Origin of the sequence: Neorhizobium descurainiae, assembly GCF_051400715.1 — a bacterium.
In the GTDB taxonomy this organism is placed as follows: domain Bacteria; phylum Pseudomonadota; class Alphaproteobacteria; order Rhizobiales; family Rhizobiaceae; genus Neorhizobium.
Genome location: NZ_JBLFFK010000026.1, coordinates 1 through 21,876 on the forward strand (window position 1 = coordinate 1; position 21,876 = coordinate 21,876).

General features: G+C 61.0%; 21 protein-coding genes. 5 read left to right on the forward strand and 16 right to left on the reverse strand.

The annotated features are described in order from the left end of the window. Window positions 1-209 precede the first annotated feature (209 nt). The 3 genes from ACMGE0_RS28945 to ACMGE0_RS28955 form a co-directional block, all read right to left on the reverse strand. Entirely contained in the window at window positions 210-647 is a 438-nt protein-coding gene (locus ACMGE0_RS28945; RefSeq protein WP_436819349.1) for a VOC family protein, read from the reverse strand. A 92-nt stretch (window positions 648-739) separates the two neighbouring features. Then, window positions 740-1,888, reverse strand: coding sequence for a M20 aminoacylase family protein (locus ACMGE0_RS28950; RefSeq protein WP_436819350.1), 1,149 nt, complete (start codon window positions 1,886-1,888; stop codon window positions 740-742). Between the two features lie 117 nt (window positions 1,889-2,005). Beyond that, window positions 2,006-2,794 (reverse strand): LON peptidase substrate-binding domain-containing protein, encoded by a 789-nt coding sequence (locus tag ACMGE0_RS28955; RefSeq protein WP_436819351.1) that lies wholly within the window; start codon window positions 2,792-2,794, stop codon window positions 2,006-2,008. A gap of 462 nt (window positions 2,795-3,256) precedes the next feature. Between ACMGE0_RS28955 and ACMGE0_RS28960 the strand changes: the two genes are divergently transcribed. Beyond that, a complete protein-coding gene (locus ACMGE0_RS28960; protein WP_436819352.1) occupies window positions 3,257-3,709 on the forward strand; it encodes an NUDIX hydrolase in 453 nt (150 codons plus the stop codon). Here ACMGE0_RS28960 and ACMGE0_RS28965 read toward each other — a convergent pair. The 4 genes from ACMGE0_RS28965 to ACMGE0_RS28980 form a co-directional block, all read right to left on the reverse strand. Continuing rightward, window positions 3,695-4,207, reverse strand: coding sequence for a GrpB family protein (locus ACMGE0_RS28965; protein WP_436819353.1), 513 nt, complete (start codon window positions 4,205-4,207; stop codon window positions 3,695-3,697). The two genes, ACMGE0_RS28960 and ACMGE0_RS28965, sit on opposite strands and share 15 nt — an antisense overlap. Window positions 4,208-4,362: 155 nt before the next feature. Beyond that, complete coding sequence (locus tag ACMGE0_RS28970) at window positions 4,363-4,872, reverse strand: GNAT family N-acetyltransferase (RefSeq protein WP_436819354.1); 510 nt, start codon at window positions 4,870-4,872, stop codon at window positions 4,363-4,365. An 11-nt stretch (window positions 4,873-4,883) separates the two neighbouring features. Continuing rightward, window positions 4,884-5,480 carry a recombinase family protein gene (locus tag ACMGE0_RS28975; RefSeq protein ID WP_436819355.1) on the reverse strand — a complete coding sequence of 199 codons (597 nt, stop codon included), beginning with the start codon at window positions 5,478-5,480 and terminating at the stop codon, window positions 4,884-4,886. Window positions 5,481-6,089: 609 nt separating this feature from the next. Then, window positions 6,090-6,356 (reverse strand): hypothetical protein, encoded by a 267-nt coding sequence (locus ACMGE0_RS28980; RefSeq protein WP_436819356.1) that lies wholly within the window; start codon window positions 6,354-6,356, stop codon window positions 6,090-6,092. Window positions 6,357-7,034: 678 nt separating this feature from the next. Between ACMGE0_RS28980 and ACMGE0_RS28985 the strand changes: the two genes are divergently transcribed. After that, window positions 7,035-7,868, forward strand: coding sequence for a WecB/TagA/CpsF family glycosyltransferase (locus tag ACMGE0_RS28985; RefSeq protein ID WP_436819357.1), 834 nt, complete (start codon window positions 7,035-7,037; stop codon window positions 7,866-7,868). Between the two features lie 39 nt (window positions 7,869-7,907). On the opposite strand, the gene ACMGE0_RS28990 is transcribed toward ACMGE0_RS28985, so the two are convergent. From ACMGE0_RS28990 to ACMGE0_RS29005, 4 genes are all read right to left on the reverse strand, one after another. Then, window positions 7,908-8,789, reverse strand: coding sequence for a GNAT family N-acetyltransferase (locus ACMGE0_RS28990; RefSeq protein WP_436819358.1), 882 nt, complete (start codon window positions 8,787-8,789; stop codon window positions 7,908-7,910). 130 nt (window positions 8,790-8,919) lie between these two features. Next, window positions 8,920-10,443 carry a hypothetical protein gene (locus ACMGE0_RS28995; protein ID WP_436819359.1) on the reverse strand — a complete coding sequence of 508 codons (1,524 nt, stop codon included), beginning with the start codon at window positions 10,441-10,443 and terminating at the stop codon, window positions 8,920-8,922. Window positions 10,444-10,494: 51 nt separating this feature from the next. Further along, complete coding sequence (locus tag ACMGE0_RS29000) at window positions 10,495-11,628, reverse strand: glycoside hydrolase family 5 protein (RefSeq protein WP_436819360.1); 1,134 nt, start codon at window positions 11,626-11,628, stop codon at window positions 10,495-10,497. Next, window positions 11,612-13,774: a GumC family protein gene (locus ACMGE0_RS29005; protein ID WP_436819361.1), complete on the reverse strand. Its 2,163-nt coding sequence runs from the start codon at window positions 13,772-13,774 to the stop codon at window positions 11,612-11,614. The genes ACMGE0_RS29000 and ACMGE0_RS29005 overlap by 17 nt, the downstream gene beginning before the upstream one ends. A gap of 236 nt (window positions 13,775-14,010) precedes the next feature. Between ACMGE0_RS29005 and ACMGE0_RS29010 the strand changes: the two genes are divergently transcribed. Next, on the forward strand, window positions 14,011-15,423 hold the full coding sequence (locus ACMGE0_RS29010) for a lipopolysaccharide biosynthesis protein (protein ID WP_436819362.1): 1,413 nt from the start codon (window positions 14,011-14,013) through the stop codon (window positions 15,421-15,423). Beyond that, on the forward strand, window positions 15,420-16,514 hold the full coding sequence (locus ACMGE0_RS29015) for a glycosyltransferase family 4 protein (protein ID WP_436819363.1): 1,095 nt from the start codon (window positions 15,420-15,422) through the stop codon (window positions 16,512-16,514). The genes ACMGE0_RS29010 and ACMGE0_RS29015 overlap by 4 nt, the downstream gene beginning before the upstream one ends. On the opposite strand, the gene ACMGE0_RS29020 is transcribed toward ACMGE0_RS29015, so the two are convergent. Then, window positions 16,500-17,984, reverse strand: a complete 1,485-nt coding sequence (locus ACMGE0_RS29020) for a glucosamine inositolphosphorylceramide transferase family protein (RefSeq protein WP_436819364.1) — start codon at window positions 17,982-17,984, stop codon at window positions 16,500-16,502. The genes ACMGE0_RS29015 and ACMGE0_RS29020 overlap by 15 nt on opposite strands. Before the next feature lie 271 nt (window positions 17,985-18,255). On the opposite strand from ACMGE0_RS29020, the gene ACMGE0_RS29025 reads away from it, so the two are divergent. Next, complete coding sequence (locus ACMGE0_RS29025) at window positions 18,256-18,477, forward strand: hypothetical protein (protein ID WP_436819365.1); 222 nt, start codon at window positions 18,256-18,258, stop codon at window positions 18,475-18,477. 71 nt (window positions 18,478-18,548) lie between these two features. Here ACMGE0_RS29025 and ACMGE0_RS29030 read toward each other — a convergent pair whose 3' ends face one another. The 4 genes from ACMGE0_RS29030 to ACMGE0_RS29045 are packed head-to-tail and all read right to left on the reverse strand — an operon-like array spanning window position 18,549 to window position 21,874. Further along, on the reverse strand, window positions 18,549-19,085 hold the full coding sequence (locus ACMGE0_RS29030) for a MarR family winged helix-turn-helix transcriptional regulator (RefSeq protein WP_436819366.1): 537 nt from the start codon (window positions 19,083-19,085) through the stop codon (window positions 18,549-18,551). Then, window positions 19,085-20,320, reverse strand: coding sequence for an NAD(P)/FAD-dependent oxidoreductase (locus tag ACMGE0_RS29035; protein WP_436819367.1), 1,236 nt, complete (start codon window positions 20,318-20,320; stop codon window positions 19,085-19,087). The genes ACMGE0_RS29030 and ACMGE0_RS29035 overlap by 1 nt, the downstream gene beginning before the upstream one ends. Beyond that, window positions 20,317-20,640 (reverse strand): 2Fe-2S iron-sulfur cluster-binding protein, encoded by a 324-nt coding sequence (locus ACMGE0_RS29040; RefSeq protein WP_436819368.1) that lies wholly within the window; start codon window positions 20,638-20,640, stop codon window positions 20,317-20,319. Before ACMGE0_RS29040 ends, ACMGE0_RS29035 begins: the two co-directional genes overlap by 4 nt. 10 nt (window positions 20,641-20,650) lie before the next feature. Then, entirely contained in the window at window positions 20,651-21,874 is a 1,224-nt protein-coding gene (locus ACMGE0_RS29045; RefSeq protein ID WP_436819369.1) for a cytochrome P450, read from the reverse strand. Between the last annotated feature and the right edge of the window lie 2 nt (window positions 21,875-21,876).

Sequence of the window (21,876 nt, forward strand, 5' to 3'; positions counted from 1 at the left end):
AAACGATCCTGAAATCGTGTTCTGTTTTCATGCTCCTTAAATCAGTGGCTATCTATGGGTTTTGACACGGTCTGCCTAACATTTGCGCAAACATCGGCGGCGCTTACTTTTCAGAAATTTCTGTCGCGAAAGTCAGGTGCAAAAGTCAAACTTATGCGACAGGCTTTCGCGACACTTCGCGGCCCGGATTCGGGGCCGCTGCGCAATGGTCACGCGGCCAGTGAGCCTATTTCCGGCTTCCGTTCCACGAGCGTCCAAATATGGCCGAAGGGATCGAAGATCGAGGCTACTCGCCGGCCGAGTGCATCGGTCTGAATTTCGTCGCGGATCACACCACCGGCCGCGATGGCGCGTGGGAAGGCGGTGTCAATATCGCCAACGTTGACCTGAAATATCGCGCTGACGGCCCCGGCCTGTTTCGGAAAGAATGGACCGCCATAGGAGGGCATCTTTTCCCGATTCGGATTGGAGCCGGCGACCGTCACCGGCAATTCTCCAAACCGCATTGCTACACCCGCCAGAACACCGTCAATGGTGTAGGTGTCCATTTCCCGTGCACCAAAAGCCGCCGCGTAAAAGGTTGCGGCTTCTCGCTCCCGCCCATGCTCAACAAACAAAGAAAGCTGAATGCTTGTATCTTCGATCATTCTATTCCTCGCTCCATCGACCTGAATCACATCTTCCGAAGATACCTGAAACTTGGCCGAACCGATGGCATCAGCCGAATTTGATACAGAAATTAGGATTTATCCAACGGCATTGCCGCTTCGACCAAACGGGTCCAGTAGCCGATGCCGTAAGGAATTGCGGCATCGTTAAAATCGTAGTTCGGGTCATGCAGCCCCGCCGTGCTTCCGTTGCCGAGAAGCGCAATATTGCCGGGCCGTTGTTCGAGCATGAAGGCGAAGTCCTCGGAGCCCATGAGCTGTGAGTGCTCGGGATCGACGGCATCTTCTCCCATAACCGAACGAGCAACCTCCACAGCCAACGCTGTTTCGATTGGATGATTGACGACTGCGGGGTAAAGGTTTCTGAAGGTGACAGTTGCAGTCGCCCCGTAGGACCTCGCAATTCCCTCCGAAATATCGATGATGCGGCGAGCTAGGGTGTCTCGCACCTCCGGCTCAAACCAGCGTGCTAAGCCACGCAGCTCGCTCGATCCGACAAACGTTCCTCCAGGCTTTCCGCCTTGAAATGAACCGAAGGAGATCACGCCGCTCTTAAGCGGATGGACGTTGCGCCCGATGACAGTTTGCAGGGCAATGAGGATGTTGGCGGCGGGAAGGAGGGCGTCAACGCCAGCTTGAGGGCTGGCAGCATGAGCGCTTTTTCCGTCGACGGTTATCTTAAAGCTTGCCACGGCCGCGCCGAATGGGCCGGTGCGGGTGGCGAAGCGGCCAACATCTAGGCCAGGTTCGTTATGCAGGGCAAACACTCTCTCGATTCCCCACCGGGTCATCAAACCGTCGTCGCACATCGCCTTCGCACCTGCCTGCCCTTCTTCAGCCGGCTGGAAGATCAGGATGGCCGTACCATTGAACTTGCGCCTTTCTGCCAGGGCCTTCGCAGCGCCCAGGAGCATCGCTGTGTGGCCGTCATGCCCACAAGCATGCATCCGGCCCTCGGTCGCGGAGGCGTAAGGCAATCCGGTCGTTTCCTGAATCGGCAGCGCGTCCATATCGGCACGCAGACCGATCACCTTGCCGGAGGCTTTCTCCCGGCCATGAAGAACGCCCACAACGCCACTCCGGCCGATCCCCTCAGTAACCTGATCGCAGCCGACGGCACGCAGTTTGTCTGCCACGAAGGCTGCAGTCCGAGGAAGCTCGTAACCCAGCTCCGGGTTGGCGTGCAGATCACGACGCCAGGCGATAATTTCATCGTGCATTGACGCGGTCCAATCCCAAAGGCCATTGAACCGCATGCTAATGCCGAGCGCCAAAATCTTCCACCCAAGGCAGAAGAAATAGGATTCATGCGACAGCTTTTGGACGACCCGCGCTCATCAACTCGATGAGTTTTTTAGGCGGGTTACCACGTTACTGGTTTCCAAGAGCTGCTGCTTCTGCTCCATAGTGATAGATAGCAACGGGGCGACTGTGTCGGCCAACAGGCTCGGGTCCCCGACCGAAGGTAGGCCGAAACGGGCTTTGGATCCTGGTGGAAGCGCCGAAAAATCCACCTCAGCGTAGGTCTGATAGGCATCGAGAACCGCACTCGATAGAGCGGCTGCTTCCGTCGATTGGCCGCCTTGCTCCCCAATCGGAGCAATCTCCGCCGCCAGGTACTCGCCATCGGTAATGCGGACGATGCCTGTTCGCTGCAGCCCGCAGACGGTGACCTTCAGAGCCCCATCCACCTGTGTCTGGCGATCGACCACGTTTGCAAGTACGCCCACCGCATGGAGGGCGCCAAGCGTGCAGGGGCGATCGTCTGCACCTCGCCTCTGGGCGACAACGACGACACGTCGATCGCCGACAAGAGCGTTCTCCACGGCCTGCCGGGTTTTGTCGCGCGCCACGAAAATCCGAGAGATCATGTGCGGAAACAGGACCATGTCCCGCATAGGGACGACGGGCATTTCCGCTCCGGCTGGAAAAGACGAGTTAGGCTGAGCCGAGGTCGCAGGCAGTTGGCCTGCTTGAATCCTCGCGGCCAACACGTTCCAGTCTCGATAGCCAAGAATCCGAGCAACTAGCTCTTGGCTTTCACTGTTGGTGAGGGTGAACGATTTGGCTTGAAGCGCTTCACGTAGCGTTTTCGCCATAGCTTTGGCATCGCGGAAATCGCGCATGGGATGATCCTTTGCATAAACGAACGGAGAGCGTCAGGAGCTTGCGTTGCTGACCCGTTCGTTCGGGCAAAGGGAGTCATTAGTGGCTCGATACATTCACCGTACCCCGGCGGGGCGCAAGCAGCAGGTCGTATCCACCGAAGACTAATTGTGCGCAGAAGGCTGTTGCCTGTCAATCTGAGGATGGGGGACAGTCCGTTTTGTAGTCGGGAAGCCGCCACTCTCCTGTCGCGCAAGTCCCAAATGTTCAATGAACGCAATCGCAAAACGGTCTTCGACACCAGGTCCGTAGGGGTAAAATACCTTGGCCACTAAGTTGCCTTTGCGGCAGGGCTGCTGTCTTTTCCAAACGGTCGAACTCGCGCCGCGAACAACGTTATAGTGGCCTTCGGCCCAAGCAGATTTCCTAGCAAGTCACGCTGCTTTATTGCGAACGGCTTGAGATTGCGATAGCCGAAGGGAATGACAACCCTACCCAAATCCAGTGTTATCCGCGTCAAAGCCCTCGGCCTTCATTGGCGAGATTCCCGGCTCCTGGCATTTGAGGTGTACGATCATGAGGGGCGACTCAAAGGGGTGCGGCCACTAGGGGGTAGCGTTGAATTCGGCGAAACCGCAAGAGACGCTGTTGTCAGAGAGTTCAAAGAGGAAATTGGTGTTGAGGTTTCCGTTCTCGGAGGACCTACAGTGCTGGAGAACGTCTTCGTCCACGAGGGCCAAAGCCGTCACGAAATCCTATTCATTTTTGATTTGGCCTTTCCTCAAGGAGCTTTCGAGGGTCAAGAGCGCATTCGATTTCAAGAGGACGATGGAACCTTGTTGGTCGCAGCTTGGTACGATCCACGAGAACTCGATATCGACGGAGGACCGGAGCTATACCCAAAGGGTCTCAAATCTCAGCTAGTCGGTCGATGAGGGAGGGCGCCCTAAAGCCGCATCAATAAAGGGTGCCTTTCGAGCGAGGTATTCCCCAATCCCGTGCTCGTTCGTAGATTCCAGCTCCAATTTCAGCTTCTCATATTCCTGCCTTAGGTCGTCATCCTGCCTGAGCATGTCGCGGAAGCGCAGCATTCTGGAAATCTGCCCATGCCCTGCCACGCAGACATGGACCTTGTGGGTCCGTACTCCTTCAACATCGCGACGATAAAAATGATGTCCGTCCGAGAGGTTCTTTCCTCGGAAATATCCAAAGGATGCCATTGCCTGATCAACTCCGGCTTCATCCTCGTGATCAGGGACTACCACTAACAGATCGATTTCCGGTTTTGCGGCAAGGCCGGGAACTGCCGTGCTTCCAACGTGGTGGATTTCGACTGACCTAGAGCCGAACACTCTTTCGAGCCGAGCCTTTTCAGCATCGAACATGTCGGGCCATCGATAATCATACTCTGAGATTTGGCTAGTCAGCGCCATAGAGATCTCCGTCCGCGAAGCGTCACCAGCCTAATCCATGGGGCGCGTGTTTATGAAGGGGGCGGTTCCGGCGGGGCGAAATGACACTCTAAGCGTTTGCCTGCCGCAAAGATGGATACTCCGAGAAGAAAAATTGAAGCCTGTCTAAAGGCGCGTCAGAAGACAAGCATCATGGCAACCCGACGACGTGGGTCGAGGCCTTTGTTCTTTTCCTCAGCGAGAATGGCGCGAAGTCGTTCGGGACATGCATCACCTTCGACCGCATGGAACCCGATCGACGTGTAAAACGGTGCATTGAAGGGCGCCAAGCGATCGGTCGTGAGAGTTGAACCCTTGAGTTTTCTTGCGCGGCCTTCGCTTAACATAGCATTCACTATTTGCCTTCCGATGCCCTTTCGCTGCCAGCTTGGATGCACGTCCACTTCGCCAATGTGCAGCCAGCCTTCCGCTATATATCCTCCGCCATAGCCAACCGGAATGGCTGCCTCATCGAATGCGGCGTATAGGAAGTCGGCATCAAGATATTGCTGCAATTCCTCGTCGCTACTGGCTGCCGCTTCTCCGGTAACAGCACCGGCTGCGAGCAAGGTCACAAACGAAGATAATTCTATCGTGCGTAATGCCGAAAAGTGATCTTGGTTGGCTTTTCCGATACGGATATTCACGCCGACCTCATCTATTTGTATCTCTTAATAATATCGCCAACGGTGTTCTTACTGATGCCCAGATCGCGTGCGATCCAGCGGTAGCTGCGGCCCTCGGAAATTAGGGCCATAACACTGGGCGCAAGCCGATCTGATTTTGGGCGCTCGCCAATTTGTCGGCCGAGCCTTTTTCCACGCGCCTTTGCAGCGGCGAGTCCGGACTTTACCCGCTCGCTGATCAGGTCGCGCTCGAATTCCGCAATGCCGGACAGAAATGTCGCGAGCATGCGGCCATGTGGCGAAGATAAGTCGAACGCCATCCCGTTCATGGCAATGACCGAGACCTTCCAGGTTTCGAGTTCGCGAAGGGTATGGAGAAGATCGACCGTCGAGCGGCCCCAGCGAGACAGCTCAGTAACGAGTACCGCGTCAATTTTACGAGCTTGGGCCAGTGCCATCACCTTACGCCGTTCGGCACGGTCGAGCTTTGCGCCCGAGCCTGTCTCCTTGAATACCGCTGCTACCCCATACCCTGCGCGGTCGGCGAAAGCGACGAGGTCGCGCTCCTGCCGCTCGCAGGACTGATCTGCGGTTGAAACCCGGCAGTAGATGGCAGCGCGTTGTCCCAATTGAACCCTCGTGGATTTCGGTACCGGAAGGCCTTGATTTGCATGGGCTGATTGTTGTCCATAACAGACTATACTTCAATGGAGACACGCACGTATAAGATGGCAATTGCCATCATTCAAAGCAAGCTGTTGACCATCAGACCTTCAAACTTGGCTGGCCAAACATCGCCTGTTACATCCATCTAGTCAAACGTGTATCCATTGGGTACACTCTCAAAATGACAAAAAAAGATGCCGGTATGCGAATCAGGATCGAGCGAGAGCTGCGGGATGAATTCCTTGCAGCCTGTCAGGTTCTGGATCGGCCTGCCGCGCAGGTCATACGGGAGTTCATGCGCGATTTTGTCCGTAGGAACAGCGCGTCGTCGGGCGCGCATCCCGAAGGTCTGCGCCGTACGGTTCTGAATAAATGAGGCCGATTTTCATCGGAATGATCGACCGTTCTGATTGATGTCACCAACCTTCTGGACGGCGCACGCTTTGCCATCGTCGACTCGTGACAGCCAAGGGCAAAATACCTTGGCAAAAAAGGCAATTTATCTGAAACCAAGTAAATTTGACATGTTTGTTTTCAATGACTTAGAATGATGTCAAAGGTAATTTATCGTGTCACTCGACACCAACGATTGAACGACAGTTCGCAGACTGGAAGACGAGCAGTCTGCGGGGTTTTTCGTCGTCGCTCCGGACGGCGGGCGGGCGTTCATCGCTGCTTTCGATTCTCAATTCAGAAATCAAGGCAAGTTCGCCCAGCAAGGCGGCAAGCTGCTTTGGGACCGTCTCATCCGTGATCCGGCAGTTCGCCAGACGCCTGGCCTTCGCCACGCGTTTTGCCAACACTCCGATATTGCCCTGATCGCCGTCACCCGCCCACACGCTCGCAGACCTTCCGGCGTGCAGGGACGGACGTCCACGCTCCGAATTCCGCCTTGTAGGCCCGCCCGTTGCAGGGTTCATGCGGACGTATCCAGGATGCGGGCCGGTGCTGGCGGATCGGCGCCATCAGTTCGGAATAATAAGACATCTTTTAATTGAATTTATACATTTTCATATAAGAATGATTGAATGAAATTGCTGGTAGCGTTCCGCAATTCAACGAGCATTGCTGCGGACCTTCGTGCACAACTTCCAGCAAGGACAGCGAGATTGGTCAGGGCCATGTAGAATGTTCCAGGCCATATAGATTCATTGGAATGCGGCGTAAAGAATGATCTTATTGAGAAAAACATAAGAAAAACAGCCTGTTGTGTTCAATTTTAGGCCTTCAAAAACGAATGATAGAAGTAAAGAAGTCCCTTTGGCGCGCTTACAGGGCAGGCGTCCACGCGGATCGGCTTAAAAATATAAAGTTTATTTAAATTTTACCCATTAACCGAACATTAAGGATCCGCTTAACCTCCGAGATAATATTAGATAATCGTTACTCAATCGGAGGTAATGATTGTGCAGGATTTCGACGCCGGCCCGCAGAAAAACTCAGACAGAGTTTGCGCAATCATAGATAGCGGCCGGCTGCAGTGTCCTGACGGATGCGCGGCGCCCGCCGTGTGCCCGATGCCGGAAGCGCATGGTCCGGGACTGGAAGACGAAACGAAGCCGGCGGATGCGGCGGAACCGTCGCTTCAAGACGATCCCCTGGCATTCCCGAGCGTGCTGCTCGGAGGATTGCCGATCACCGCGGTCGATCGCCGAAGTGCCGCCGCGCTGATGATCGCAATTGCGCGAAGGCGCCGTCACGACAGCCGGCCCTACTATTTCACCTCGGCGAATGGCGAGGTGATTGCGCGTGTTCATGCGGATCCCAGGATTGCCAGCCTCTTTCTGGAAGCCGATCAGATCCTCGCCGACGGCCAGCCGCTCGTCACGGCTTCGCAATGGCTGTGCAGAATAAAGCTCCCGGAGCGGGTGGCTACCACCGACCTCTTCCACGACGTGGCCGAGCTTGCCGAAAAGGAAGGCATAACGTTCTATCTGATGGGATCGACCGAGGCGGAGAACCCGAAGGCCGTCGCCGCGATAAGGGCGCGTTATGCCGACCTGCGCATCCTCGGCCATTGCCACGGTTATCTCACGGGCGAGGCCCTTGAACGGAAGCTCGATGAAATCAACGCGCTCGCGCCGGATATCCTGTGGCTCGGTCTCGGCGTTCCGCGCGAGCAGATCTTCGTGCACGACTTTGCCGCGCGACTGGCCAATGTCGGCATCATCAAGACCTCGGGCGGGCTTCTCGATCACCTGGCCGGGAAGACGCGGCGAGCACCGCTCTGGATGCAGAAAGCAGGTTTCGAGTGGTTCTGGCGCATGCTGATGGAGCCGCGCCGGCTTTTCTGGCGGTATCTCACAACCAACCCCCGCGCTATCTATGTGATCCTGCGGCATTCGAAATGACTGGCGAATGCTTTTCGCGCAGCCATTTCTTGCGGCCTTTCAGCCGAATATGACGAGTTCGGTGAATGTCAGGTCGCCGGGAGAGGGCGGTTTCGGACCTTTGAAGTATTTCGGTCCGCTGCCTGCAAAATACCGGCCCGTGAGGCCGGGCACCTGCCCGTTGGCATCGACGACGCAAAGGAACGTTCCTCTTCGCAGCAGGAAGCGGCCGATTGCTCCGGCGCACTGGCTCAGTTCCTCGGGCGAGCGGCAGTAGACGATCTGGCTGCATGGAACGAGGCCCCGCAATATGCGGCGCGCCTTGAAGACGAAGGGAAACACCTTCCCCGCGCCGACGCAGAGCAGCGAGCGGCAATCGAGCGCCGCATGTTCCAGAAGGATCTCCCTGTCGCTTTCGGACAGCATGGCCATTTCGGGCAGATCGGGGCGGGCCTCAAGCACGCGGTACGACAGCTTGACGGGGCTCAATGCCGGCAGGAAGGCAAACTGCCCGTTGGAAAAGCGGCGGAAACCGAGCGCCTCGTTGACCTTGATCGTCTCGGGTGCCGGCGAAACGTTGATGTAGGTCACGTTCTTCTTTCTGAACGCGGCCATGACCATCTTGCCCGCGAAGGGGCGGAACTCCGGATCGACGGCCCAGCTGGAAAGATTGCAGCGGATTTCTTCGCCTTCCTGCCCCTGATGACGGAAATAGAGCGCCAGCAAGACACCGACGATCCGTCCGGACATATCCAGGGCGAAACCATATTGGGGCAGGTCGGCGACGAGGGGCCGCCGTGCCATTCGGGTCAGGGCCCGCTTCCAGTAGCTTGGGGGACGCTCCGGAAAGCCTCTGCCGAGGCATTCGATGACGCCGTCCCAATCGTCTTCGTGAATCGGCCGGCAGGTGAGGCCCGGGGGAAGTGCGCCTAAAACAGCCACGATCAACTCCGCAATATTAATGGCGTGGTGATGTATGTCTCATGTTGCAGTCATATTAGCTCATTCTCATTAATAAAATTTTGCTGCAACGCCTGCTGGGCAGACATCGGTCCGGGTTGATGCCGATGGCCTATCCGAGGCGGGTTCTTGTCTTGCCCATTTCACGCCAACGCGTGCCCAGGGAAATGCCGACGAGCAACAGACAGAAGCCGAGAGCGAGAGGGGAGAAGAATGCCTCCTCCTGCAATACGGCATTGGCCGAGATCGTGACGATCGCGACAAAGGCAAACAGGAAGTCGGGATCGCCCGTTTCGACCAGGTGCTTGCGCGCGGACAAGGCGAGCGCGGCCAGGAAACCGAAGAAGACGAAGCTGCCTATTCCCATCTGGTAAAGCATGACGCCGACGGCGCTTTCGACGGGAACCGAGGCGACGCCTTCTCCCTGGGCCCGCCCCCAATCGAGATTGATGCTGGTGCTCGACAGATTGCCGCCGATCCCCAGCCCTTGCCCGAGCGGATTGGACAGAAACTCGCGGACACCCGCGATCAGGCCGAGAACATGATAGTCGCCGTGGGTTGCGCCATAGGCGGTTGCCGCCGCGGTCCAGATCACCGCCAGCGCAACCACCGCTATGAGTGTCGGTTGAGCCCGGGCCGGACGATGGATCAGCCGTGCAGCGAGCGCGACGGCCAGCATGAATGTGGCGCCCTTCGAGCCGATCACGAGAAGCAGGGGCAGCGCGGCGATAGGCAGCAGCCAGCGCCCCTTGAAGAGAAGCCAGGCAGACAGGATGCTCAAGCCATAGGCATAGCTGATCGGATGAAAGTTCGGGCCGCCGTTGCGGAAGATCGGCGGGAAGAGGTCGCTGAAAAGCCGGGTGTTGAAGAAGGTGGTCATCATCGTGTCCTCCAGGCCGCGCAGCACGAATCCCGTTTCCTTGAGCGCTTTCTCCCATACGCCGGCCTCGATCTGCTCCTTGAGGCCGCGTTGGATATAGAGGTCGCCGTGGAACAGGCTGAGGAAGTCCATTCTGAAGATCTGTTCCAGATAGCCGTAGGCGACCGCGCCGGCACAGAGCCAGAGCATGCTCTTGCGCATGTCGAGGGGATAGAGGCTGGCGGTAAGGACGGCTATGTGGAAGCAGGCCAGGGGTGTGATCGTATTGCGGAAGTAGATGACGGCGTCCTTGGGGCCGCCGCGCAGGGCTCCCACGGCAAAATAGAAGCAGACCAGTCCGCATAGCGCGAAAGTGAAGAGCAGCCAGGGACGCAGCGCGGTCACGCTGCGCACGCGATATTGAAACGACGCCAGCAGGAAGAGGCCGAAGGCAGTCATCAGGATGACGAAGTTGGCGCCGCGCAATGCGTCGAACGTAGTATCGTCGGGCACGAAGGGCGTGAACCAGGCGACCACGAGGTTCTGGTAAAGAAAGGCACAGGCGATGACGACGGGGATCCCCCAGGGCAGGGCGATCGAGAGGATCAGCGTCAGCAAGAACGTCGCGGCGATCCCGAACGGGGTCCAGACCGCGAAGGCCGCGACGGCCGCGACGATGGCGAGAAACGCGATGCAGAGGTGAAACAGGGCGTCGGAGCCTTGCCATCTCAGACCTTCCGCGCCGAATCCGATCGGCGTCCTCGTGATGTTGTTCATTGCCGGCCTCTCCCGAGCTCCGCTGCATGCCGTGTCTTTGTGTCAGCGCCTCTATCCGTCTCCGACGAGGGCGGCGATCATCGATCGGTCGAACCCTTCCGTGCTCCGCCGGCTCCCGATGAAGCCGAATCCCTGGTCGAGCTCCCAGTAGGTCCAGCCGATCCGGTGCGCCTCGGCCGCCCGGCGGACGGCGCGGATCCAGAAGGTGCGGCTTTCGGCATCCACGCAGAAATTGAGTACGCCGAACTCGTCCACGATCACCGGGCAGCCATGTGTCCTGGACCAATGCGCGAGCCCGGCAAACTCCGCCGCGATCGCCGCTTTTGTCCATGGCGTCGACAACTGCTCCTCGATCAGGTCCGCCGCCTGCCCATCCCCGGCCGCCCGCAGCTCATCGATAAGCTCGCGGACACGGGGTGTTTCCTTCGTCGCCGGAAAAGGCAGGTTGGCGATGCGGGCAAGCGGCGATGACGTATCCCAGGTCTGGCATTGATGCGTGAAAGCCATGGGTGTGTAGAAATGGATTGCGGCGATCTGGTTGTCGTCGGCAAGCGGCGGCGTGTCCGCCAGTTCCCAGGTTCCCTGGTAGGGGGCAGGACCCCAGATCAGCGTATGAAGCGGGCACCTGGATCGCACGGTTTCCGCAAGCCGGTCCCGCAGGGGGACCCATACGGCTCGTTCCAGGGGCGGTTCGTTCAGGAGTTCCGGATAAACGGAACTTGCCGGCAGATCGGCTATGACGTCGCGAAGGGTCGTCCAGGCCCGGACTGCCCTTTCGGCTCCCGCATCGAAATCATCTCGTAAAGCGGTATGAAGATCCGCGGAGGGATGCATGTCGACGATGACGGCGAAGCCTCGGCCGACGAGGTCCGTCACCCCGTCGCGGATCCGGTGGAGCGCCGCCGTGTCGCCCGCCGATAGAAGGTCGCCGTTTACCGGCAGCCGGACCGATTCGAAACCCGTCTGGCGAAGCTTTTCAAGAACCGCTTCGCTTGGTGCGATCCCATCTTTCCGGTCGAGCCAGTCCGGCAGATTGAAACCGCGCGTAGGAACGGCAGGCTTGGCGGCCTGTACCGAACCGGACATAGGGAGGGAAAGCGCCGTCAGGGCGGAGCCGCCTGCCAGCGCGAGGACGCGCCGACGTGTGATCGTCGTCGTTCGGCTCCCGCTATTCGTCAACCGCATGCCCACGCCTTCCCAAGACGCCGCGCGCCCATTCTCCGTCCTCGGCCGGTCGGATATGTCCTGCTGCCTGGTTGGCCGCCTCTATGCCTTCGGAGACGATCGCAAGCGTAGCGCATCGGCGGATTTGCTCGGCATCGAAACGTTGCCGCAGCAGCTTTACGGCTTCGGAAGTCTCCTCGGAGGGGCCAAGCGCAAAAAGCATGAGATCCGCATCCGCAAAAAGTTCCGTGTTCCAGCCGCTGTCGGTGACGGAGGGGGCCATCATGAGCACGAAATCGAATGCCTCGGCATCCGTCAGGATGTCGTCCATGATAAGGCGATCCCGCGATGCCGGGCTTCTTTCCGCTGCGGTATTGTACGTGACGGTTTGAAGGCCGCTTGCGCTGTCGACGAACATGCCGGTGCCGCGTCGCGCCGGGATTTCCAGCCGCGGCCGGCCGCCGAACTCGACGACGAGCACATCCTGGCCGGCATGTTGAAGGCCGATCCCGATCATGGCGCCCGCGAGCTTCGCTTCGAAAGGGTTATGGATCGAGGACACCGCGAGCACATAGGGTTTGGGGTGCTCGGTGAGGCGGGAAATGATCCGCCGTACGAGCTGCAGCAGATCGCGCGAGAAGGCCTCGCTGCCGGTTTGCGAAAACCGCCTCCTGATCGCCCGTATGCCTGCATGCACGCCGGTTCCGGCGATTCCGGGCCGGCGATATTCTCCAAGGTCGGCAGGCGCCGTGGCCGATACGTCGCCTTTGGGGAGCTCGACCGTCTGCAGACGACCCCTTGGGGGGCCTTCCGGGCCGTCTTCCGGCGGATGGATCGGTCCGCGCATCAAGGCAAGGCCGCATCCGGCAAGGAGGCCCAGGACGGCACTCACCGGCAAAAGCAGCAACGGTTTCGGCCACGTCGGTTGCACCGGCGGAGCGGCCGCGCTGATCACCCGCGCCTCGGAGAGCTGGAGGCCTTGCAGCTGCGACGTTTCCTCGGCACGTTTCAGGAAATCGTCGAGTACGGCGCGGGCCGCCTGCGCCTTGGCTTCCAGCCGCCGCAATTCCACCTGCGCCACATCCGAGTTCTCCGACTGACGGCGCAACTCGTCGAGCTTCGCCTGAAGCGTTGCCACGTTTTGTGCGGCGAGATCGTATTTCGCCTTCAGCTCGCGCGTTATCCGCTTCGCCTCCGCAGCCATGAGGCCCCTGGTCCTGTCCAGTTCGGACTGAAGCCGCTTGATGGTGGGATGGCGCGGCTGGTAGACGATTTCGTAGCTGGCAAGCTCCGCCGCCCGCTGATTGTAGTCTTCACGCAGCTTCTCGGTTGCGCTGGAGGAAAGTATTTCCGAGAGCAGGCTGAGGTCGGCCGGCAAGGTGCCCGCCGCCAATGCCTGATCGTACTTGTCCTTCGCTTGATCGGCGTCACCGCGCGCGGCGATCAACTGGCTGGTGAGCTGGTCGATCTGAGACTGCAAGGTGCCGCCGGAAGCAGGGTCCAGGATCTGATGCCTGGACTTGAAATCCGCAACCGCGCGCTCGGCATCGCCGACATTTTTCTGAAGGCCGCCGATCCTGCCGGCAAGCAGGGAGTTCACATCGCTGTTGGCGGTCTCCCTTTCTCCCGCAAGACCGGCTCTGTAGCGGTCTACGATCGCATTGGCGATGCGTGCGGCCTTGTCGGAGGACTGGGACTTGAAACTGACATCGATGACATAGGTGAGGCCCGCCCGCTCCGCCGAGACCGCGCGTTGAAAGCGCTTGAAGGTCGAATCCTTCGCGAGAGCACCGCGGGCGTAAAGGAAGGAGAGGAGACCGCGGTCCGAAAACTCGGGGTCGTTTTCGATGCCTTCGCCTTCGAAGACATTCATCAGCAGATCCCGCGATTCAATGATGAACACCTGGCTTGCGATGGCGGCGCTGTCGGGGCCGATTCCGGGAAGAACGCTGTTGAAATTGGTCGCGTGGGAATCGCGCGGATCGATCAGTATCGATGCCGTTGCCGTATAGCTCGGTTTTGCTGCCGCAAGATAAAGGAGCGTCAACACCAGCATCGCGCCGACGCATGCCAGCACCATCATCCGCCGTTGCCAAAGGACGGTCCAGATGGCGTCGACATCGAACAGCGGCGGAAAGGTGCGTTCGTCGACGCTAAACGGTTTCATCCTTTTCGTCTCCCCAGCCGCCGGTTCCCTGTCCCAAGTCACAGGGCAGTATCGATTATCAACATTAGCTATCCGTTAAATTCGCTACCATTGAGTGCGTGATCTATCCGGGGTGCCGGTAACCATGCCGCGAGTTCGTTGTGGCGTGGTCGTGCGCTTTCAAGCTATTCAGAGGCGCATTCTGCCGCGGGGTTCACCGGCCGCCGGCCAGGATAAATCATCTCAGGATTGCATTAGTGGACGACTATATAAGTAACCGCGAAACAACGTCCGCCGCGACGACCGCTCCCGCGGCCGGCATGCGCCTGTCGATCGGCGCGCTTGCCAAAAGCGGCGCCATCGCAAGCGTCATAAAACTCGCCAGCGCCGGCTTGTCCTTCCTCATGCTGGTGGCGGTCGCGATGGTCACCGACGAGCGGCAATTCGGCCTTTACAGCGCCGCCTATGCCGGAGCGAGCCTTGTCTCCTTCTTCTCCCTGGTGGGCCAGCACAGCACCGTCCTGCGCTTTTGGCCCCAATATGCGGGAAACAACGATCTCGCCTCTGCCAATGGCCTGATGGCCCGCGCCATTCTCGTGGCACTGGCCGGGCTCGCCGCCTTCAGCCTGTTCATCATCGCGGTCGGGTTTCTGCCGCTTCTCGGCAGGGACGTGCCGGAATGGCGCGCGCTCTGCGCGGCCACGACGGTGCTGGCCTTCGCGCTCGGATGGTCGGAATTCACCTCCTGCGCCTTCCGCGCCAAAAACGCGCTCATAGCGGGTCTGCTGCCGCGGGACATCATATGGCGGGCGGCGACCATTGCGGCCTTTGCCGCGGCGAGCTTCATGCATGCCGAGATGAGCGCGGTTGCCGCAACCTGGCTGACGGCCGGGCTTCTTCTTCTTTCGGTCCTTCCGCAAACGATCATCCTGCTGCGCGACACCGTCCGCGCCAAGCGTGGACCGCTGACGGAAGGGCAGAAGGCGGAGTTCAGGACCGTGACGCTCGGCGTCTGGGGCGTCACCGCGCTGCCGCCGGCGCTCGGTCAGGCAAGCACGCTGCTCGTCGCGGCAATCCTGGGGCCCGAGGCTGCCGGCGCGATCTTCGTCGCCGACCGCATCATGCGGCTTGTGGTGCTGACCCTCAACGGGATCAATCAGGCGCTTGCGCCGCAAATCTCGAATGCCTTCTACAGCGGCGACAGGCCGCATGTGCAGCGCATCACCAGCCTCGCCGCCCTCGGCGGCTTTGCCGTCGCGCTCCTGGCGCTGGCGCTCTTCGTAATTTTCGGAAACCTCATTCTGTCGATCTTCGATCCTGCCTACGGCACGCCGGCGATGCACGTGACGCTCATCATCCTCGGCATCGGGGCAACCGTCGGGACGGCCTGCGGTCCGACCGAAATCCTTCTGCAATTGACCGGCCTGCAGCATGCGCTCTTCAAGCTGCTCGTCGTCGTCAACACGCTGGGGCTCGGGGCGACGGCGGCGCTGACCTATCTTCTGGGACCGATCGGCGCGGCGCTCAGCATCGCGGGCACGATCGCCGCGTGGTGCGTGATCGCCGTGTTCATCGCCCGGCGGGAAATAGGCATCAACCCGTCGATCCTCGGCTTTTTTACCGGGCAGGACGCGCTCGCCGCCCGCGCCTTCCTGAGGGACCGCGCATGAAGATCGTCCAGGTGCAGACCCAGGCGGAGGCCGCCGGTTCGCAGCGCATTTCCGACATGGTGGGCGAGGGCCTGCGTGCCCGCGGCCACGAGGTGCGCACCGTGTTCATGTACAGGAAGACCGACGTCTACGACCGCGATCCTCACGCGGATTTCATCCTCACCGAACCGCCGAGAGGATTGCCGGGGCAGATGCGGGCGGCCCTTGGACTTGCGGGCTATCTGCGCAGCGCGCGGCCGGACGCGGTCATTACCTTCCAGCACTATGGCAATATCTTCGGCACGATCGGCGCGCGCCTGTCAGGCGTCCGGCCGATCGTCGCGAACCAGAGCGGCGCGCCGCAGAGCAGAGGGGTGAGGGGGCTCCTCACGCAGATCGACAAGCTGATGGGCACGGTTGGGCTCTACCACGCGAATGTCGTCAACTCGGCCTGGACCAAGGCGCAATTCAACCGCTATCCGCAAGCCTATCGGCGGCGGATCCTGCGTATCGACCACGGCGTTCCCGCGCCGTTGGAAGAGTTCGACAGGGCGGCGGCCCGCGCCGCCTTCGGCCTGCCCCGGGAGGCATGGATTGCCGTTTCGTCCGGCCGGATGGCGCCTTCGAAGAACCAGATCGCGCTGGTCGGGGCGCTCGTTCACCTGCCCGACATCCACATCGCAATCGCCGGCACAGGTCCCGAGTGGGACGCGCTTGTCGCCTTTGCCAAAAGCCGGCGTGTCGCCGAGCGGCTGCATCTGGTCGGCGAGGTCCCTCCCGCGCGCATCTTCGAATTCCTCGCCGCGGGCGACGCCTATGCGTTTCCGTCGACGACGGAGACCTTCGGCCTCGCTGCGGTCGAGGCGGCCATTGCCGGTCTGCCGGTGGTGGCCAGCAATCTCGACGTGATGCGGGAGGTGCTGACGGCGGAGGATGGAGAACCCGCCGCGCTCTTTGTCGAAGCCGATGCGAAGGGCATGGCCGAGGGGCTCGCCGCCCTCGTCGCAAGGCCGGGGCTTGCGGCCGGGCTTGCCGCGGCAGGACGGCGGCTCAAGGAGCGATATTCGCCTGCCAGGATGTGCGCAGGCTACGAGACGCTACTGTCTTCCTGAACGCTTCCGCACGGCCGCGATCCCGTCGATCACCTCCAGCCGGCCGGAGCGGTTCAGGGTGTGGATTTTCGGATAGGGCCAGTCGCCGTCGGCAGCAATCGGCCGGGGTGCCGAAAGCCGCACTGTCTGTCTGTCGAGCGCCAGCACTTCCGAGAAGCCAAGGCCGCCGCCATAGCCGAGCGTCCCGTCCTGGACCGGCAGAAAGATGCGCCCTTCAGGGCTGCGGACGAAAGCGCCGCCTGGACGGGCACTTCGGCGATCGATCAGAATCGGGTTCAGCGGATGCGGTATCCACGGTCCGGTGAGTGCCGTAGCGTTGAAAACCACAAGCGTGTCGGACGTGCTGCCATAGCCGTCACGGTGCGTAGCGAAAAGCCAAAGCAGCCCCTCATGCTCGAGAAGCGTGGCATCCGAAATTTCGCCTTCGATGAGCACGGCCTTGGCGGTCCAACGGTCCGGAAATGCCGTCGCGCGGTAAAGCGTCAGCTTTCCGCCGGAGCTTGCCTCCGGCAGCATCCAGATCGCTCCGTCGCGTTCGAACACCTGCGGATAGGAGAGGTGGTGCGGTCCTTCCAGCACTACCCGTGCTTCCTGAGGGACGCCGTTGACATCGAACGGCACGACGGAAATGACGGCCTTGCCGGTCGCATGGGGGTAGTCTTCCACGAACACGAAGGATCGCCCCTGCCATTCGAAAGCGAAGGGGTCGGCATAGAAACGGTCGCCCAGGTCCGGCAGGACCGACCAGCCTTCCCCAAGACGGCCTGTTTCCGCCACACCCGGCCCGTGGGTAAAGCGGTAGCCGACACGCCAGTGCGCCTGGCGGAAACGCGTCCGCCGAATGGCCTCCCGGCCGAGGCGCGGCAGGGCTTTCGTCAGATAGGCGGAGGCGAACCGTATGGCCGTGCCGTTACCGCTCCCGGTGGTTTCGAGCACCCGCTCGTTGCCGGCAAGGCGGCCTTCGGCAAAGGCACGAACGACCGAAACAGCCAGGGTTATGGCGCGGGCGAGTACGTCCTCGATGCCGAGTGCCGCAGACTCCCGCTTGTCGATCATCGGCCAGGCCCGGCCCACGACCACATTATGGTCGAGAACGGCCTCGATCACGGGCAGATTACCGGCTGCGACGGCTACGGCCGCGGACAGGTCGCAACGGGATCCGTCGAACACAAGCGCGATGGTGGGGATGTCCGACGGCGCGACGTCGCCCGCAAGGTCCAGACGCAGCACGGCGGAGCGGCTGCGGGAACTGGCCCGAATTTCCGCTATGGGGGCGGCAAGACCGGGGCCGGTCCGGCGAAAGATGCGCCGTTCGAGCGCAAGTACGGCACTCACCGCAGCGGGCCAATCCGCGGGCTGAGGCCAATGCAGCACAGCGATATCGTACCCCTCCGCCCGAAGCCGCTCGATCACGATCATCTGCCAATTGCGGGCGCCGGATTGCGGAACGATGATGTCGATCGGCGGCATATGGCGCTTCCCAGCCACGGTTGCGTTTCGCGGTTTCTGCAGGCGTCAGAAGCATAATGGTTGAACGCAAAAGCTTACTTTCACGTTATTCCCGAAGCCGGATGCAAGCGCCACGGGCAGTCCTGCCACGTCTCGTGGGCCAAGCTCTTGTCACCCATGCGGCAAATCGGCATCTGCGCTCTTCCGGCACGAGGCAACGTGAAGACAGAATCGCCTTTCTTCGCTATACAGCATGTCTGATCGCAACGATCCTGCCCCACGGCATGGTGCAATGAGCATTATTCTGAAAGAGCATCAGGAACGCGTCTCCCACGCGGTTTCCGCCTACCGTTCAGAAATTGCAGAGATAGAAGCGCACATCCGGCTGCGCGCGATGGCGCCTGACGTGTCCGATGCAGAGCTCGCCCTTCTCAGGCGCCTCAAGGATGAAAAAGCGGAAATCCTCTACAGGTATGAAAATCTCAAGGAGGCTTTCCGGGCCATACTGCCTTGACGCCTCAGAGGCCACGTGCGTGTCAGGGCATGCCTGCCTTGTTCGCCCCGCTCCTGGAAGCGGACGTCGTATTACAGTTTCCGCACGTTTTTCATCATCAGCCGCATCACGCGGATGGCGGCCTCCAGATCGTCGGGATCGGCACCTTCGATGAGCGTCTCCTCGCGTCGAAGCGCGATGCGGATGATCTTGGCGTGAAGCTCGTAGCCTTTTTTATTGAGCCACCACAGCCGCTTGCGCGGATCCTTCTCGGACGAGACCGAATCCAGATAGCCGAGCTCGTCGAGCGTGGCGAGTGCGCGGCTTGCGGCCGCCTTGTCGAGATTGACGACCTCGCAAATGCGCGCAGCCGTGATCCCGGGCTCGATGGCGAGCATCGAGACGGTACGCCATTCGCTGATGCCGATGCCGAAGCGCTCGCGATAGAGGTTCGATGCGCCGCGCGAGAGCGCGTTGTTGATGCTGGAGAGGAAGAAGGGGACGTAGTTGGTGATGTCGAGGATCTCGACGCCGTCTCGCGTGGTCGTCGATTCCGAAATACGTCCTTGGGGGCACGGCGCGCGCGGGTCCGCTGGCGGCGCTTTGGTCTGCCTCTCGGTCGGTGTCATCAGGTTTGCACTTTCCTAGCCTTTGCCAGTCCACTGATGTCGAAACCGCATTGCGCCAGTTCGTTGAATTTCACCTTGGCGGGCGACTTGAGCAGCTGGCGCGCGGCCATGTGTTCGGCGGCGGCATTGATTGTCTCCAAGGCCAGCAATTTGCCCAATTTGAAGCGGAACACAAGCTTGCGTCCGTCCTCTTTCTCGATCGCGTGATCTTCGTCGGCGCCGAGGCCCAGACCGGCGATCTGGAGCTTCAGCGCCCCCTGATCGCTCCAGAACCACGGCACGGCGTCATAGGCATGCGGCTTGCCAGTGAGGCGGCGGGCGATCGTGCGGGCATGATCCGTGGCGGCCTGTACCGATTCCAGCCGTATCGACTGCCCGGAGAACGGGTCCGAAAAGGACGCGCAGTCGCCGAGGGCGGAGATGTCCGGATCCGAGGTCAGCATGAAGCCGTCGACCACGATGCCGTTGGCGACCGTAAGCCCCGCTTGCTCCGCAAGCTCGACATTCGGGCGTATGCCGGCCGCGACGAGCACCATGTCGCCATCAATGACGCCGCCGTCGGCGAGGCGCGCGCCAACCACGTCGCCCGCTTGGTCGCGCAAGACCTCGGTGACCGTGGCACCACGGACGAGCCAGGTACCCGATTTCGTGTGATAGCCCAGGAAATGTTGCGACATGGCCGGGGAAAGCGCTCTCGCCATCAGACGGTCCGCCGCCTCCACTACCGTCACCGCGTGGCCGCTCGCGGTCGCCACGGCGGCGAATTCCAGGCCGATGAAGCCGCCGCCGATGACGATCGGGCGTCGGCTGCCCCGGGCAAGGGCGTCCCGTAGGCGGCACGCGTCCTCTGCGGTGCGAAGCCCGAAGACGCCCGATCCGTCGAGCCCCCTGATCGGCGGGACGAGATTGCGCGCCCCTGTCGCGAGCACGAGATGGTCGTAGGCGATGGCGATGCCGCCAAGGGTCTCGATCGCCTTTGCGTTCCGGTCGATCCGGATCACGCGCTCCGAGGTCATCAGGGTGATGGCGTTGCGCTCGAAAAAGCTTGCCGGTCTGAGCTCGATGGCTTCGATGCGCCCGTCCTTGAGATAGGCCTTGGAGAGGGGTGGGCGTTGATAGGGCCGTCCGGGCTCGTCGCCGATCAGGGTGATCGGACCTTCATAGCCTTCCTGCCTCAGGCTGGCGGCGAGCTGGAAGCCGCCCTGCCCGGCGCCGATGACGACGACGCCCGTCATGTCTGGCTCTCCGGCAGATGCACGACGAGACCGTCCAGCTCGGGCTCTATCCGGATCTGACAGGACAGCCGGCTCGTCGGCTTTACCTCGCAGGCGGCGCTTTCCAGCATGTCCTCTTCGCCGTCGGCGCGCGGGCCGACCCGGTCGGCCCATGCGTCATCGACATAACAATGGCAGGTGGCGCACATCATGGACCCGCCGCATTCGCCGACGATGCCGTCGATATCGTTGGCAAGCGCGGCCCGCATGACATTGTCGCCGTTGGCGATGTCGATGGTCGTCTCCGCGCCGTCGTGGGCGATGAAAGTCACGTTCGTCATCCGTGTGCTCCTATTGCGCGACGAATTTCAGCGGCAGGCGATCGAGCGCGTGGATGGCGTTGTTGGGCCGCCAGACGGGTCCGCCGTCGAACTCGATCCGGTCCACCTTCTCCGCGAGTACGGAGAGCACGATTTCCAGTTCGAGACGCGCGAGGTTCTGCCCGACGCAACCGTGGATGCCGGCGCCGAAGGCCATGTGGCCGACCGGCTTGCGGTCGATGCGGAAGATGTCCGGATCGCCCCATTTGGCCGGGTCGAGATTGGCGGAAGCAAGCGCGCAGAGGATCTTCGTGCCCTCGGCGATGCGGTATCCAGCCACTTCCGTGTCCTGATTGGCCGTGCGCGCAAAGGTGTGGACGGGCGAGGTGTAGCGCAGCACCTCCTCGAAGCAGGGCCGGGCGAGCGCCGGATCGGCCTTCAGCCTGTCGTATTCCCGCGGATTGGAAGCGAGGCACCATAGCGCGTTGCCGATGCCGGTCACCGTCGTATCGACGCCGGCCGACAGGAAGGAGCGCACAAGCATGGCGGCTTCCTCCTCGGTGACCTCGCCGTCGTCCGCGGCACCGTAGATGAGTGCCCCGAGCCCGTCCTTGGTCAAGCGGTCGCGGGCGCATGCCGCGGTGATCCAGGGCACGATATCCGGTACCTGCGCCATCGCCGCCCGGCGGAACTTGTTGTCCGGACCGAGCGCGTTGAAGACCATGGCGCCGTAATCCACCAGCCGGCGCCGGTCGCTGTCGACCATGCCGAGCGCTTTCGGGAAGACCGTCACGGGAAAGGCTTCCGCGAGTTCGGCGACAGCCTCGAAGCTGCCCTTTGCGACCAGGCCGTCGACGATGTGCTCTGCCGCCTCGCGGAAAGCGTCCTTCAAGCCGGAAATGGCCTTGGGCGACAAGGCGCGCGCCATCACCTTGCGCGTCTTCGTATGATCCGGCGGGTCCACCTCCAGAATGATGGACGGTGCCCGCCAGGGTTTGCCGTACTTGAAGTCGTTGAGCCCTACGCCCCGGGACGAGACGAAGCGCGTATGATCGGAAAAGATTTCGCGCGTTTCGTCGTAGCGGCCGCAGGCAAGCACCGAATATTTCGGGATATAGACCAGAGGCCCGTGCCGGCGCAGTTCCGCATAGTAATCCTCCGCATTGAGCAGCATCTCTTCCGCATAGGGATCGACGTCCCAGACGGGAATGCCGGGGGCGGGTTCGAAGGCGGCATGTCCCTCGATCATGTTCATGG